Raw genomic sequence first — 14,337 nt, 5'->3', positions numbered from 1 at the left:
TGGCTTTTAACACACTGTTGAGTTCTCAAGAAACGGACGCGTACTTCCTCACCAGAACCCGTTCCCGGATCCTCGTTCAGAGGCGTTCATTTCGTTGTGTCTCAATCTTAGCAAGCCCGCCGATTTGGTGTCAAATCCGGAGACTTGAACAAACCGGGCCGAACCTAGCTAGGATTGGACGCCTCGCTGCCGAGGCAACCCTCATAACTTACCGTGTCATCCGGCACCTGTCGAATCAACCGATTATTCGGCGTGCTTCGGGCGCCCGAGGACAACCCATGCCAAAGCGCGTTGAAGCGCCTCGACCGAGGTGGCTTGTCATCTCAAGGGGCTTGTCCCGGGGCCCGTCCGCCTTGTCGGCGTCCGGCTCGCTCCGGGGACGAAGTGAAAGATTAGGTCGCGATCCGCGACACGTCAAATCGCCGGACGGGGACATGGCGGAAGGGGGGCCGGATCAAGGAGCGACGGCGCTGGTGACGGACGTCGAACGAGCCATGTCGGATCGCTGGGCGGGTTTGCGGGAGTCAGTTGAGGGTCGGCGGTGGTCGCCATGGCCGGAGGGCCGGATTCCGCCTGGCTCGGCGAGCAAGGGGGCGTGTGCAGGGCTTGGTGCCAGGCGCTGCGGCGTTCTCGTGAGAGTGCACAGGTCGGGGCGTTGATACAGACCGTCGACTCTTCGGCCGGTGGAGGTGCGGGGGTGATCGGGGACCGGAGACGATGGTCGGGTGGAGGGGCCCGTTCCGGCATACCGGATGGGGGGTCAGTTAAGAGGGCGGGCGGGGCTCGGGGGGCGCGTATTCTGCCCCGGTGACCACTGCCGCCACAATTGTTCCCGCAGTCCCACCCGCGACCCGCCCCCGCTCCTCCGCCCCTTGGTGGATGGCCTTGGTCGCGGGGGCGGTGGCGTTCTCGGGGACGGGGGCGGCCACCTTGAACGGTGACGAGCTGGCGACCATCAGCGCGGCTTCCCGGTCACTGCCGGGGTTGTGGGAGTTGGCCCAGAACATCGACGGGCACTTCCTGCCGTACTACCTGTTCATGCACTTCTGGGTGAAGGCGGGCACGGCTGAGCTGTGGCTGCGGTTCCCGTCGGCGGTGGCGATCGGCGTGGCGGCCTGGTTTCTGGCCGATCTCGGGAGGCGGCTGCACAGTGTGCGGGCGGGGGTGATCGGGGCGGCGCTGTTCGCGCTCCTGCCGTCCGTTTCCTATTACGGGGCGTTCGCCAGGTCTTACGCGTTCGCGGCGGCCGCGGTGGTGTTCTCGTTCTGGGCGTTGCGTCGGGCGGTGGAGCGTCCGGGTGGGCGGCGGTGGGTGGCGTACGGGGTGGCGGTGGCGTTGGTGTGCTGCACGCATCTGTTCGCGGTGCTGGCGCTGCCCGCGCATCTCGCGCTCGCCCGGCGCGGGATGTTGTTGCGGATGGCGGCGGCGCTCGGGGTCGGCGGGCTGCCGGCGGTCGTGCTGGGGCTGGTCGGGTTCGGGGAGCGGCATGCGATCAGCTGGATCCCGCAGCGAGGGCCGGAGGTGTGGCTCAAGTTCCCGAAGATGGCGGCGGGTTCGGCCGGGCTCGGGCTGCTGCTGTTCGCGGTCGCTCTGGCCGGGGCGGTGGTCCTGTGGAGGTCGAAGGCGGGCCGGAGCGCCGGGGACCAGGTGCGGGGGCGGGATTCTGCGGCGGGGATCGAGGGGCGATCGTCGCAGCGGGATGTGGTGCGGGGGGACGAGGAGCGATCGGCCTGGCGTGATCCGGTGGCCGGTGAGGGGGCGCGGTGGGCTGTTGCGGGGGTGGGGTGGCTGGTGTTGCCGCCGGTGTTGCTGCTCGCGGTCTCGCAGTTGGTGACGCCCGCGTACGTGGACCGGTATCTGTTCGTGACGGCGCCGGCGCTGGCGTTGCTGGCGGGCGTGGCCGTGGCGGCGGTGCCGCGCTTCCCGGTTCCGGCGGGGGTCGCGGTCGTGCTGGTAGGGGGCCTGCTCGCGGTCTCGGACCACGTGACGGTACGCGAGGAGAACGGCCGGTTCGAGAACGTCCCGTGGGCGTTGCGGGTGGTCAGGGCCGAGCCCGGGGACGCGATCGTGTACGGGCAGAGCCCGCTGCGGGCCGGGTTCGACTACTACGCGGACTCGGCGATGCCCGACGACGTCCTGAAGACGGGTGACGCGCCCGAGCCCGACGGATTCGGCTATCCGGAAAGGCCGGAGGTCGCGGCGGCGTTGAAGGGGCGCGAACGGGTGTGGGTGGTGTGGCGCGGTACCAAGCAGGCGGGGTTGCAGGGCGACTCCGTGCCCCGTGTGGCGCAGGTGCGGCGGGCGGGGTTCGAGGCCGTGTCCGTCAAGCACTCGGCGGATCTGCCGGGGCTGACGGTGGCCCTGTTCGAGCGGAAGTGACGGCGGAAGCGACAGCAAAATGACAATGGCGGGCCCCGAAGGACCCGCCTCGCCGCTGCGGGGTCAGGCGACCTCGACGCCGCCGATCGACTTCTTGCCACGGCGCAGGACCATGAACCGGCCCGCCAGCAGGTCGGACGCCTCGGGCACGTACGCCTCGTCGGTGATCTTGACGTTGTTCAGGTACGCGCCGCCCTCCTTGACCGCGCGCCTGGCCGCCGACTTCGACTCGACCAGGCCGCTGTCGGCCAGCAGGTCGACGAAGGTCGCGCCGAGCTCGGTGACGGTGGCCTTGGGCACCTCCGCCAGGGCGGCCTCCAGGGTGGCGGCGGGCAGCTCGTCCAGCGAGCCCTGACCGAACAGCGCCTTCGACGCGGCCACCACCGCGGCCAGTTCCTCGCCCCCGTGAACCAGGGTGGTGAGGTCCTCGGCCAGCGCGCGCTGCGCCTCACGGGCGAACGGGCGGTCGGCGACGGCCTTCTCCAGCTCTTCGATCTCCTCGCGGGAGCGGAACGTGAACACCTTGAGGAAGCGCACCACGTCGCGGTCGTCGGCGTTGAGCCAGTACTGGTAGAACGCGTACGGGGAGGTGAGCGAGGCGTCGAGCCAGACCGCGCCGCCGGCCGTCTTGCCGAACTTGGTGCCGTCGGCCTTGGTGATCAGCTTGCCGGTCAGGGCGTGGACGTGCGCTCCCTCGACGCGCCTGACCAGGTCGACGCCGGCGGTGATGTTGCCCCACTGGTCGCTGCCGCCCACCTGGAGGGCGCAGCCGTGCCGGCGGTGGAGCTCAAGGTAGTCGTTGGCCTGGAGGATCTGGTAGCTGAACTCGGTGTAGCTCAGGCCCTCGCCCGCCAGCCGGGCCGAGACCGACTCGCGGGCCAGCATGCGGTTGACCGGGAAGTGCTTGCCGACGTCGCGCAGGAAGTCGATGGCCGACAGCTCGGAGGTCCAGTCGAGGTTGCTGACCAGCGTCGCGGCGTTGGGGCCGGGCTCGAACGACAGGAACTTCTCCACCTGGACCCGGATCTTCGCCACCCACTCGGCCACGACCTCGGAGGTGTTGAGCACCCGCTCGGTGCTGCGTCCGCTGGGGTCGCCGATCAGGCCGGTGGCGCCGCCCACCAGGCCGATCGGCTTGTGGCCGGCCCGCTGGAAGCGGGTGAGGATGAGCAGCGTGGCCAGGTTGCCCACATGGAGCGACGGCGCAGTCGGGTCGAAGCCCGCATAGACCGTGATCGGACCCTTCGACAGCGCCTCACGCAGGGCTTCGACGTCGGTGGTCTGCGCGAGGACGTCGCGCCATTCGAGCTCATCGAGAATGTCGGTCACGGTGCTGGCTTTCCAGTAGACGTTGAGGTGGTTACAGCGTGCCCGATCGTCCGGGGTGACCGCCACTTGGATACGCTCGGTGTCCATGTGGAGGGTCCGTCGCGAGCTGGCCGTTTTCAAGATCTTAGGGGCTCTGGCGTGCGCCGGGCTCGCCGTCTTCTGGTGGGTCGACGGGGACGTGCGCGGGGTGATCCTGGCGGTGCCGGCGGCCGTGCTGGTGGGCGGGATGGGGTTGCGCGACGTGCTGGTGCCGGTGCGGCTGGCCGCCGACGCCGACGGGATCACGGTGGTGCACGGGTTCGCCGGGCGGCGGCACGTGCCGTGGGAGGCGGTGAAGGACGTCAAGGTGGACGTGCGCCGGCGGTTCGGGCTGCGCAGCGAGATGCTGGAGATCGACACCGGCGACCACCTGCACGTCTTCAGCGCTCACGAGCTGGGGGTCTCCCCCACGGAGGTGGCCGCGGAGCTGCGCCGGCGCGGCACGTGAGCCCGGTACGGCGACACGGTCGGGTCGCCGTCGATCCAGAACCGCCACGGGGTGTCCTTGGCGGTCGAGACGCCGGTGCGCGGGCCTGACCTGATCGTGCCGGGGTCGGCGGGCCGGCCTTCGAGGACGGCGGCCGAGCCGTGGGGCAGGCCGGTGAGCCAGGTGGCGTGCTCCGGTCCGTGGCCGAAACGCCCGGGGCTTCCGGGGGTACCGGTCAGGGGTGGCAGGGCCGCGGGTGAGCCTTCCCAGATCGCGTCCAGGCCGTTGTGCTCGCGCAGCAGGCCCAGCGCGACGGCCAGCCTGGCGGGGCCGCGGGCCAGGTCACGGTCAGGCACGCCCCTGGCGCGTCCGGCCGCGGCGGCCCGTCCCGCGGCAGAGGCGGGGGCGGACCGTCCCCCGTCGAAGGCCGCAGCGGTCCCGGCGGCGGAGGCCGGGGCGGGGGTGCGGCGGGTGCGGGCCTCGTCGAGGCCGGCGACGATCTCGCCGGCGCGGACCAGCACGGCCGAGCCATGGCCCTCGGGCAGGCAGACGAGGTTCGCGCAGAAGTGCATGCCGTAGGTGAAGTACACGTACAGGTGGCCGGGCGGGCCGAACATGACGGCGTTGCGGGGTGTCCTGCCGCGGTAGGTGTGGGCCGCGGGGTCCTCGCCGGGGCCGCCGTACGCCTCGACCTCGGTGAGGCGGACGGCGACCGGCCCGTGCACGAGGACGCGTCCGAGCAGGTCGGGCGCGACCTCGTGCGAGGGCCGGTCGAAGAAACTCCGCGGCAGCGGCGCGGCGCTCAGTTTCCCGAGGCCCATGCCGCCTGGGCGTCGACCGCCTCGCGCAGGGCGACGAGCTGGTCGCGTACGCGGTCGGGGGCGGTGCCGCCGTGGGCCTTGCGGGCCGCCAGCGCGCCGGGCACGTTGAGCACGTCGCGGACGTCGGGCGTCAGGTGCGACGAGACCTTGGCCAGCTCGTCGTCGGACAGGTCGCCGAGGTCCTTGTCGTTGACCTGGCACCAGACCACCAGGTGGCCGACGGCCTCGTGCGCGTCGCGGAACGGCACGCCGCGCCGCACCAGCAGCTCGGCCAGGTCGGTGGCCAGGGCGAACCCGTCGGGCGCCGACGCCTCCATGCGGGCGGTGTTGACGCGCATGGTCGCGACCAGGCCGGCCATCGCGGGCAGGACGAGCAGCAGCGTGTCGACCGAGTCGAACACCGGCTCCTTGTCCTCCTGCAGGTCGCGGTTGTAGGTCAGCGGCAGGCCCTTGAGCGTGGTCAGCATCGACATCAGGTTGCCGATCAGGCGGCCGGACTTGCCGCGGGCCAGCTCGGCGACGTCGGGGTTCTTCTTCTGGGGCATGATCGACGAGCCGGTGGAGTAGGCGTCGTCCATCTCGATCCAGCGGAACTCCTGCGAGGCCCACAGGACGATCTCCTCGCCCAGCCGCGACAGGTGCACGCCGATCATCGCCGCGTCGAACAGGAACTCGGCGGCGAAGTCGCGGTCGGCGACGGCGTCCATCGAGTTGGGCGCGGCGGCGGAGAAGCCCAGCTCCTCGGCCACGGCCTGCGGGTCGAGCGGCAGCGAGGAGCCCGCCAGGGCGCCGGAGCCGAGCGGGGAGACCGCGGCGCGCTTGTCCCAGTCGGTGAGGCGGTCGATGTCGCGGGTGAAGGCGTGGACGTGGGCCAGGAGCTGGTGGCCGAAGGAGACGGGCTGGGCGTGCTGCAGGTGCGTCATGCCCGGCGCGGCGGTCTCGGCGTGCTCCTCGGCCTGGGCCATGAGCGCGGTCTCCAGCTCGACCAGGCGGGAGACGATGCTGCGCACGTGGTCGCGGAGGTAGAGGCGCAGGTCGGTGGCGATCTGGTCGTTGCGGCTGCGGCCCGCGCGCAGCTTGCCGCCGAGCGAGCCGAGCCGCTCCAGCAGGCCGCGCTCCAGGGCGGTGTGCACGTCCTCGTCGGCCACGGTCGGGCGGAACTCGCCCGCCTTGCAGGCGGCCTCCAGGTCGTCGAGCGCGCCGATCATGCGCTCCAGCTCGTCGTCGCTCAGCAGCCCCGCCCTGTGCAGCACGCGGGCGTGCGCCCTGGACGCCGCCAGGTCGTACGGCACCAGCCGCCAGTCGAAGTGCACGCTCACCGACAGCCGGGCCAGCGCGTCGGACGGGCCGCTCTCGAAGCGTCCGCCCCACAGCCGCATCGGCTTGCCATCACTCACCGTCATCTCCTCCATTTCCCACGCGACCATAGTGCAACTCAGCCCTTCTTTGCGTCAGGGGCGACCGCGATCCCGGCGATCGGGTCAACCACGCCGGTCCGCCACGCGCAGCAGCGCCTCCGCGACGGCCTGGCCGCCCATCGGATCGCGGCTGATGACCAGGATCGTGTCGTCGCCCGCGACCGTGCCGAGGATGGACTCCCAGTCGGCGTGGTCGATGGCGGAGGCCAGGAACTGGGCGGCGCCCGGCGGGGTTCTGAGCATGACCAGGTTGGCCGAGGCCTCGGCGGCCACGAGCAGTTCCTCGGCGATGCGGTGCAGCCGCGCCGCCGGGGTCTCGCCGCCGCCGGTCCTGGTGAGCGGGATGCGGTCGCCGCCCTCGCCGGGCAGCGCGTACACCAGGGAGCCGTCGTCGGCGCGCAGCTTGAGCGCGCCGAGCTCGTCCAGGTCGCGGGAGAGGGTGGCCTGGGTGACCTCGACCCCGCTCTCGGCCAGCAGCTTGGCCAGCTCGGGCTGGGAGCGCACGGCCTTGCGCTGCAGCAGGTCGGTGATCTTCGCCTGCCGCGCGGCCTTGGTCATCGGGATGGTCATCCGCGGGTCACCAGCCAGTGGAGCAGCGCCTTCTGGGCGTGCAGCCGGTTCTCCGCCTGGTCCCACACGACGCTGGCCGGGCCGTCGAGGACGTCGGCGGTGATCTCCTTGCCGCGGTAGGCGGGCAGGCAGTGCAGGACGATCGCCTCGGGCGCGGCGTGCGCCAGCAGCTCCGCGTTGACCTGGTACGGCAGGAACGCGGCCGCCCGCTCGTCGGCGCCGCTCTGCCCCATCGACACCCACGTGTCGGTGGCGATCACGTGCGCCCCCTCGGCGGCGGCCGCCGGGTCGGTCGTCGCGGCCACCGATCCGCCGGTCCTGGCCGCGACGGCGGCGGCCTGGCCGAGAATCTCGGCGTCGGGCTGGTAGCCGGCCGGGGCGGCGATCCGGACGTGCATGCCGGCCGTGGCGCCGCCGAGCAGGTAGGAGTGGGCCATGTTGTTGGCGCCGTCGCCGACGTAGGTCAGCGTCAGCCCGGCCGTGCCGCCCAGCCGCTCGCGGACGGTCTGCAGGTCGGCGAGGATCTGGCAGGGGTGGAAGTCGTCGGTGAGCGCGTTGACGACGGGCACCGCGGAGGCGGCGGCCATCTCCTCGACGAGCCGCTGCCCGGTGGTGCGCCACACGATGGCGGCCACCTGGCGGTCGAGCACGCGGGCGATGTCGGCGGTGGGCTCGCCCCTGCCCATCAGCACCGCGACGTTGTCGACGACGAGCGGCAGGCCGCCGAGCTCGCCGATGCCGGTGTGGAAGGAGACGCGGGTGCGGGCCGAGGGCTTGTCGAACAGGACGGCGACGGTCTTGGGGCCCTCGAACGGCCGGTAGCCGAGCCGGTCCTTCTTCATCGCGGCGGCCAGGTCGAGGACCTCCGTCTGCTCCTCGGGAGTGAGGTCGTCGTCCCGCAGGAAGTGTCTGACTTGCGCCGAGTCCGCGCGGTGTCTGGTCACGCCGCGGCCTCCTTGAGGATCGCCGGGAACGCCTCGACGAAGGCGTTCACCTCCTCATGGGTGACCACCAGCGGCGGCGCGAGGCGTACGGCGTCCGGCTGGAGGGCGTTGACCAGGAAGCCCGCCTCGGCGGCGGCCTGCTGCACCCGCGCCGAACGCTCCTCCGTCAGGACGGCGGCCAGCCACAGGCCGCGGCCGCGCACGCCCTTCAGCAGCGGGTGGCGGACCGCCTCCAGGCCGCCGCGCAGCCCGGCGGCCACCGACTTGACGTGGTCGAGGTCGAGGTTGTCCAGGACGGCCAGCGCCGCCGCGCACGAGACCGGGTTGCCGCCGAACGTCGAGCCGTGGTCGCCCTTGTCGAACAGCCGGCCGGCCTCGCCGAACCCGACGCACGCGCCGATCGGCAGGCCGCCGCCCAGCCCCTTGGCCAGGGTCAGGATGTCGGGCGTGACGCCGTCGGCCTGGTGGGCGAACCAGTGGCCGGTACGGCCGATCGCCGACTGGATCTCGTCGGCGACCAGCAGCGCGCCGGTGGCGTCGCAGATCTCGCGGGCGGCCTCGAAGTAGCCCTCGGGCGGCGGGACCACGCCGGCCTCGCCCTGCGTCGGCTCCAGGAACACCGCGATGCAGTCGCCGGTCACGGCCTCCTTGAGCGCGTCGGCGTCGCCGTACGGGACGAAGCGCACGTCCACGGGGAACGGGCCGAACTGGTCGCGGATGGCCTTCTTGCCGGTCAGCGACAGGGCGCCGATCGTCCGGCCGTGGAAGCCGTTCTCGGCGGCGACGAAGTAGGAGCGGCCCTCACGCTTGCCGTACTTGACGGCGAGCTTGTAGGCGGCCTCGTTGGCCTCGGTGCCGGAGTTGGCGAAGAAGATCCGGGCGGGGGCGTTGAGCAGGTCGAGCAGCCGCTCGGCGAGCAGCACCTCGGGCTCGTGCAGGAACAGGTTGCTGGTGTGGGCGAGCATGGCGACCTGCTTGGAGACCGCCTCGACCAGGGCGGGGTGGGCGTGGCCGAGCGAGCTGACCGCGATGCCGCCGATGAAGTCGAGGTACTCCTTGCCGTCGACGTCCCAGACGCGGGTGCCCTCGCCGCGCGCCAGGGCGATCGGGGGGACGCCGTAGTTGGGCATGAACGCCTGCTCGAACCGCTCGTGGAGGCTCATGAGGGCATCACCATGGTTCCGATTCCTTCGTTGGTGAAGATTTCCAGCAGCATCGAGTGGGGCACGCGGCCGTCGAGGACGTGCGCCTGGGGCACTCCCCCGCGCACGGCGGTCAGGCACGCCTCCATCTTGGGCACCATGCCGCTGGACAGGTTGGGCAGCAGCTTCTCCAGCTCGTCGGCGTCGAGCTCGTCGATCACGTCGGTGTCGTCGGGCCAGTTGGCGTAAAGGCCCTCGACGTCGGTGAGGACGATCAGCTTCTGCGCGCCCAGCGCCACGGCCAGCGCGGCGGCCGCGGTGTCCGCATTTACATTGTAGATTTCTCCGTCGGCGCCGACGGCGACGCTGGAGACGACCGGGATGCGGCCGTCGTCGATCAGCGCGCGCACGGCGCCCGGGTCGACCTTGACGATCTCGCCGACCTGGCCGATGTCCACGGGCTCGCCGTCGACGATGACGGGCTTGCGCTCGGCGGTGAACAGGCAGGCGTCCTCGCCGGACATGCCGATCGCGAACGGGCCGTGCCGGTTGATCAGGCCGACGATGTCGCGGCCCACCTGGCCGACCAGGACCATCCTGACGACCTGCATGGCCTCGGGCGTGGTGACGCGCAGGCCCGCGGTGAAGGTGGACTCGATGCCGTGCCTGTCGAGGGCGCTGCTGATCTGCGGCCCGCCGCCGTGGACGACGACCGGGCGCAGGCCGGCGTGGTGCAGGAACACGACGTCCTCGGCGAAACCCTCCTTGAGGGACTCGTCGGTCATGGCGTTGCCGCCGTACTTGATGACGACGGTCGCGCCGGCGAAGCGGGTCAGCCAGGGCAGGGCCTCGATCAGCGCCTCGGCCTTGGTCGCCGCGGTGACGGCCCTCACGAGGAGTACGCCGAGTTCTCGTGGACGTACTCGGCGGTCAGGTCCGTGGTGTGGATCGTGGCGCTGTGGCGGCCGGCCGACAGGTCGATGGTGATCGTCACGTCGCGGGGGCGCATGTCGACCTTGGTGCGGTCGTCGCCGACGGAGCCGTCGCGGCAGATCCAGATGCCGTTGATGGCGACGTTGACGCGGTCGGGCTCGAAGGCGGCCTTCGTGGTGCCGACGGCGGCCAGGACGCGGCCCCAGTTGGGGTCCTCGCCGTGGATGGCGCACTTGAGCAGGTTGGAACGGGCGACGGTGCGGCCCACCTCGACGGCGTCGTCCTCGGAGGCGGCGCCGACGACCTCGACGGCGATCGCCTTGGAGGCGCCCTCGGCGTCCACGAGGAGCTGCCTGGCCAGGTCGGCGCAGACCTCCTGCACCTTCTGCCCGAACTCGGCCAGGTCGGGCCTGACCCCGGCGGCGCCGCTGGCCAGCAGCAGCACGGTGTCGTTGGTGGACATGCAGCCGTCGGAGTCGAGCCGGTCGAAGGTGGTGGCCGTGGCGGCGCGCAGGACGGCGTCGAGCTCCTCGCTGGTCAGGTCGGCGTCGGTGGTGATCACGCAGAGCATGGTCGCCAGGGCGGGGGCGAGCATGCCGGCGCCCTTGGCCATGCCGCCGACCATGTAGCCGTCGGCCCGCTTGAAGGAGATCTTGGAGACGGTGTCGGTGGTGCGGATGGCGTCGGCCGCGGCCAGGCCGCCGTCGCGGGACAGCTGGCCCGCGGCGGTCTGGACGCCGGTCAGCAGGGCCTCCATCGGCAGCCGCTCGCCGATCAGGCCGGTGGAGCAGACCGCGATCTCGCCCGCGCTGTCGCCGAGGGCCTCGGCGACCTTCTCGGCGGTGGCGTGGGTGTCCTGGAAGCCCTCGGGGCCGGTGCAGGCGTTGGCGCCGCCGGAGTTGAGCACCACCGCGCGCAGCCGCCCGCCCGCCAGGACCTGCTGCGACCACAGCACGGGGGCGGCCTTGACGCGGTTGGCGGTGAAGACGCCGGCGGCGGCGCGGCTGGGGCCGTCGTTGACGACGAGGGCCAGGTCACGGGCGTCGCCGGACTTGATGCCCGCGGCGACGCCCGCGGCCCGGAAGCCCAAGGGGGCGGTGACACTCATGGAGCAACTCCTGTCAGGGGAAGGCCGAGCTCTTCCGGCAGGCCGAGGGCGAGGTTCACGCTCTGGATCGCGCCTCCGGCCGTGCCCTTGGTGAGGTTGTCGATGGCGATGACGGCGACCACGCGGCCGGCGCGCTCGTCGAGCGTCACCTGAAGGGCGGCGGTGTTGGCGCCGTACGTCATGGAGGTGGCCGGCCAGACGCCCTCGGGCAGGAGCCGGACGAACGGCTCGGCCTTCAGCGCGACCTCGTAGGCGGTGCGCAGCGACTCGCGGGTGAGGCCGGGGGCGGCGGGGGCGGTGCAGGTGGCCAGGATGCCGCGGCTCATGGGGGCCAGGGTGGGGGTGAAGGAGACGCGTACGGGTGCGCCGGCGACGGCGGACAGCCCCTGCTCCATCTCGGGCGTGTGGCGGTGGACGCCGCCCACGCCGTACGCGCTGACCGAGCCCATGACCTCGCTGCCGAGCAGATGGGACCTGGGCGCCTTGCCCGCGCCGCTGGTGCCGCTGGCGGCCACGACGACCACGTCGGGACCGGCCAGGCCCGCGGCGAAGGCCGGCCACAGGGCCAGCAGGACCGAGGTCGGGTAGCAGCCGGGGACGGCGATGCGCCGGGCCTTCTTCAGCGCCTCGCGCCCGCCGGGCAGCTCGGGCAGGCCGTAGGGCCAGGTGCCGGCGTGGTCGCCGCCGTAGAACTCCCGCCAGGCCGCGGGGTCGGCGAGCCGGTGGTCGGCGCCGCAGTCGACCACGATCGTGTCCTCGCCGAGCTGGGCGGCGACGGCGGCCGAGTGGCCGTGCGGCAGCGCGAGGAAGACCACGTCGTGCCCGGCGAGCACGCCGGGCGTGGTCTCCTCCAGGACGCGGTCGGCGAGCTGCGGCAGGTGCGGCTGGTGGGCGCCGAGCAGGTCGCCCGCGCTGGAGGCCGCGGTGAGCGCGCCGATCTCGAACTCGGGATGGCCGAGCAGGAGGCGGAGCAGCTCACCTCCGGCATAGCCGCTCGCTCCCGCGATCGCTGCTCTCATCCGGCCCTCCTGCATAGTTATGCACCCTATCTCATGACCTTGCTTGTGAAGATGATGCACTCAAGAGGATGATTATGCAAGCTGAGACGGCCCGCGCCGGTGACAGGGGCATGTCCCAGTCCTTTCCAGGCCAACCCCAAGTGGCGGGCGGGATGCTGCCGGGCATGAGCGACTTCCTGCCCGATCTCACCTTCGTCACCCCTTCGCGCGGGCGCGGTCCCGGGCCGTTCGGGCGCGCCGTCCTCGTGCTGCTCTGGGTGGGGATCTGCGTGCTGCCCGCGGTGCTCTCGATCTCCGACTTCCGGCTGGCGACCGGCCGGACCGGCACGCCGGGGACGCTGACCGTGCTCTCCTGCGCCGACCTGGGCCAGGGCCGCTACGACTGCAAGGGACGCTTCACGCCCGACTCCGGCGGCCCGGCCGTCCCGGTGGACGCCTCCCCCGACTCCTCGGCCGGCGACGTGACGCGGGCCCAGCTCACGCCCGAGGGCGACCGGGCGGCGCCGGCCGGGACCAGGGGCGTGCTGGCCGCGGCGGCACTGCCCGGGGTGGGGCTGGGCGGGATCGGGTTCCTGCCCTACGTGCTCCTCTACTGGTCCGGGGCGGGACGGCGGGCCAGGCGGTCCGCCGCGGCGGCGGGCTGGGTGATCACCGCCACCGGCGCGCTGGTGACGGTCGTGGGGATGGTCGCCGCCTACTCCTGAGGACGCCGCCATGGTCCCGTGATGGCGAAGACGTGGCCCGGCGACTGGATGCAGGCGTACAGGGTGGAGCCGGTGGCGTCGAAGGTGGGGCCGGTGAACTCGCTCTCGTTCAGCTCGTTGCGGGCCAGCGGGTAGGCCGCGCCCGTCCTGGTGACGCCGACGAGATGGCTGACGCCCTCGCCGTCCTCGGCCAGGATCACGCCGCCGTACGGGGAGACGGTGATGTTGTCGGGGCCGTCGAAGGAGGTGTCCTGGGCGGGGTCGGGGTTGAGGCCGAAGACGGTCCGCAGGGTGACCGTGCCGGACCGGGGGTCGTGGAACCACACCTGGCCGTCGTGCTCCTTGAGGCTGCCGTCGGCGGCGCGGGCGTAGCTGGCCACGAAGTAGGCGCCGCCGTCGCCCCAGTAGGCGCCCTCCAGCTTGCGCGAGCGGGTCACCTGGCCGTCGGCGAACTGGGAGCGCACCGAGACCGTACGGGCGTCACGGTCGGGGACGTCCACCCAGCGCACCCGGTACCGGGTGCCCGGCGCGGTGGCCTCCGACAGGTCGGCGACCTGCCGGGAGCCGTCGTAGCAGCTCATCGCCTGGAGGCGGCCCGCCGTGTCGCCGCCGGAGGAGGTGGCCAGGGCCCGCAGCGCGCCCCTGCCCCCGTGGAAGCCCGGCGGCGGGGTCCAGCGGAAGTAGAGGCCGTGGGGGGCGGTGGCGTCCTCGGTCAGGTAGATCGCGGACGTGCGGGGATCGACGGCGACGGCCTCGTGGGAGTAGCGGCCCAGGAACTTCAGGGGCACCGGGTCCTGGTTGGAGCGCTGGTCGAAGGCGTCCACCTCGAAGACGTAGCCGTGGTCGCGCTGGAAGGCGCCGCCGGCCCGCTGCTCGGTCTCCTCGCAGGTCAGCCAGGTGTTCCAGGGGGTGCGTCCGCCGGCGCAGTTGTTGTGGGTGCCGGCCAGGCTGACGTACTCCCTGACCCGCGCGCCGCGGCGGCTCACCTCGACGGTGGTGGTGCCGCCGCCCGCGCCGGGGTCGTAGGTGAGGCCGGGCAGGGCGGGCACCCGGTACGGCTCGCTCCCGCCGATCTCGTGGTTGCAGACCAGGACGGTGCCCCGGCGGCCGGTGAAGCAGGCCATGCCGTCGGGGTCGCTCGGGGTGGGCTCGCCGCTGTCCAGGAGGGTGCGGCCGGTCTCGGCGACGAGGGTGTAGGAGAACCCGGCGGGCAGGGCCAGCAGGCCGGCCGGGTCGGGGACGAGGGGGCCGTACCCGGCCTCGGCCCGGGTGGCGGCGCGGGCCGCGCCGGGGCCGGCGACGGCCTCCACGCTGCCCGCGAGAACCACGCCGAGACCGCCGGCCGCGCCGCCGCGGAGGAACGAACGACGGGACACCGGTGCTGACACGGGCTTCGCCTCCCTGGAGGGTCGGGGGTGCCGCGGGTCCTCCGCGGGTCTGCGGAGGACCCGTCTCCATGTGTCGCACAGATGCGGCGCGGAATCCACGCCGATCGCATTTTGGA

At 72.5% G+C, this 14,337-nt stretch carries 13 protein-coding genes; 3 read left to right on the top strand and 10 right to left on the bottom strand.

Annotation, left to right across the window (positions count from 1 at the left end):
- Positions 1 to 879 precede the first annotated feature (879 nt).
- On the top strand, positions 880 to 2,379 hold the full coding sequence (locus ACWCSU_RS42495; protein ID WP_449942232.1) for a glycosyltransferase family 39 protein: 1,500 nt from the start codon (positions 880 to 882) through the stop codon (positions 2,377 to 2,379).
- Positions 2,380 to 2,442: 63 nt separating this feature from the next.
- On the opposite strand, the gene tyrS is transcribed toward ACWCSU_RS42495, so the two are convergent.
- Positions 2,443 to 3,708 (bottom strand): tyrosine--tRNA ligase, encoded by a 1,266-nt coding sequence (tyrS, locus tag ACWCSU_RS42490; RefSeq protein WP_449942231.1) that lies wholly within the window; start codon positions 3,706 to 3,708, stop codon positions 2,443 to 2,445.
- A gap of 85 nt (positions 3,709 to 3,793) precedes the next feature.
- On the opposite strand from tyrS, the gene ACWCSU_RS42485 reads away from it, so the two are divergent.
- Positions 3,794 to 4,195 (top strand): PH domain-containing protein, encoded by a 402-nt coding sequence (locus ACWCSU_RS42485; protein ID WP_357703411.1) that lies wholly within the window; start codon positions 3,794 to 3,796, stop codon positions 4,193 to 4,195.
- Here ACWCSU_RS42485 and ACWCSU_RS42480 read toward each other — a convergent pair.
- From ACWCSU_RS42480 to argC, 8 genes are all read right to left on the bottom strand, one after another.
- The gene (locus ACWCSU_RS42480) at positions 4,135 to 4,995 is read right to left on the bottom strand and encodes a DNA-3-methyladenine glycosylase (protein ID WP_449942230.1); all 861 of its coding nucleotides are present in this window, start codon (positions 4,993 to 4,995) and stop codon (positions 4,135 to 4,137) included. The two genes, ACWCSU_RS42485 and ACWCSU_RS42480, sit on opposite strands and share 61 nt — an antisense overlap.
- Positions 4,977 to 6,398, bottom strand: coding sequence for an argininosuccinate lyase (argH, locus tag ACWCSU_RS42475; protein ID WP_364097289.1), 1,422 nt, complete (start codon positions 6,396 to 6,398; stop codon positions 4,977 to 4,979). The genes ACWCSU_RS42480 and argH overlap by 19 nt, the downstream gene beginning before the upstream one ends.
- A 78-nt stretch (positions 6,399 to 6,476) precedes the next feature.
- Positions 6,477 to 6,983 carry an arginine repressor gene (locus ACWCSU_RS42470; protein ID WP_357703405.1) on the bottom strand — a complete coding sequence of 169 codons (507 nt, stop codon included), beginning with the start codon at positions 6,981 to 6,983 and terminating at the stop codon, positions 6,477 to 6,479.
- Positions 6,980 to 7,927 carry an ornithine carbamoyltransferase gene (argF, locus tag ACWCSU_RS42465; RefSeq protein ID WP_364097292.1) on the bottom strand — a complete coding sequence of 316 codons (948 nt, stop codon included), beginning with the start codon at positions 7,925 to 7,927 and terminating at the stop codon, positions 6,980 to 6,982. The genes ACWCSU_RS42470 and argF overlap by 4 nt, the downstream gene beginning before the upstream one ends.
- On the bottom strand, positions 7,924 to 9,090 hold the full coding sequence (locus ACWCSU_RS42460) for an acetylornithine transaminase (protein ID WP_449942229.1): 1,167 nt from the start codon (positions 9,088 to 9,090) through the stop codon (positions 7,924 to 7,926). The genes argF and ACWCSU_RS42460 overlap by 4 nt, the downstream gene beginning before the upstream one ends.
- On the bottom strand, positions 9,087 to 9,962 hold the full coding sequence (gene argB / locus ACWCSU_RS42455) for an acetylglutamate kinase (protein ID WP_357703397.1): 876 nt from the start codon (positions 9,960 to 9,962) through the stop codon (positions 9,087 to 9,089). The genes ACWCSU_RS42460 and argB overlap by 4 nt, the downstream gene beginning before the upstream one ends.
- Positions 9,959 to 11,110: a bifunctional glutamate N-acetyltransferase/amino-acid acetyltransferase ArgJ gene (gene argJ / locus ACWCSU_RS42450; protein WP_357703395.1), complete on the bottom strand. Its 1,152-nt coding sequence runs from the start codon at positions 11,108 to 11,110 to the stop codon at positions 9,959 to 9,961. Before argJ ends, argB begins: the two co-directional genes overlap by 4 nt.
- Positions 11,107 to 12,129 (bottom strand): N-acetyl-gamma-glutamyl-phosphate reductase, encoded by a 1,023-nt coding sequence (argC, locus tag ACWCSU_RS42445; protein WP_397037301.1) that lies wholly within the window; start codon positions 12,127 to 12,129, stop codon positions 11,107 to 11,109. The genes argJ and argC overlap by 4 nt, the downstream gene beginning before the upstream one ends.
- A 164-nt stretch (positions 12,130 to 12,293) precedes the next feature.
- On the opposite strand from argC, the gene ACWCSU_RS42440 reads away from it, so the two are divergent.
- Entirely contained in the window at positions 12,294 to 12,833 is a 540-nt protein-coding gene (locus tag ACWCSU_RS42440; protein ID WP_397037299.1) for a hypothetical protein, read from the top strand.
- Here ACWCSU_RS42440 and ACWCSU_RS42435 read toward each other — a convergent pair.
- A complete protein-coding gene (locus ACWCSU_RS42435; protein WP_449942227.1) occupies positions 12,824 to 14,221 on the bottom strand; it encodes an alkaline phosphatase PhoX in 1,398 nt (465 codons plus the stop codon). The genes ACWCSU_RS42440 and ACWCSU_RS42435 overlap by 10 nt on opposite strands.
- Between the last annotated feature and the right edge of the window lie 116 nt (positions 14,222 to 14,337).

The sequence above is a fragment of the Nonomuraea sp. NPDC001699 genome (assembly GCF_053596455.1).
The sequence above is the reverse complement of the archived record's forward strand: the minus strand, read 5'-3'. Positions and strand labels throughout refer to the sequence as shown.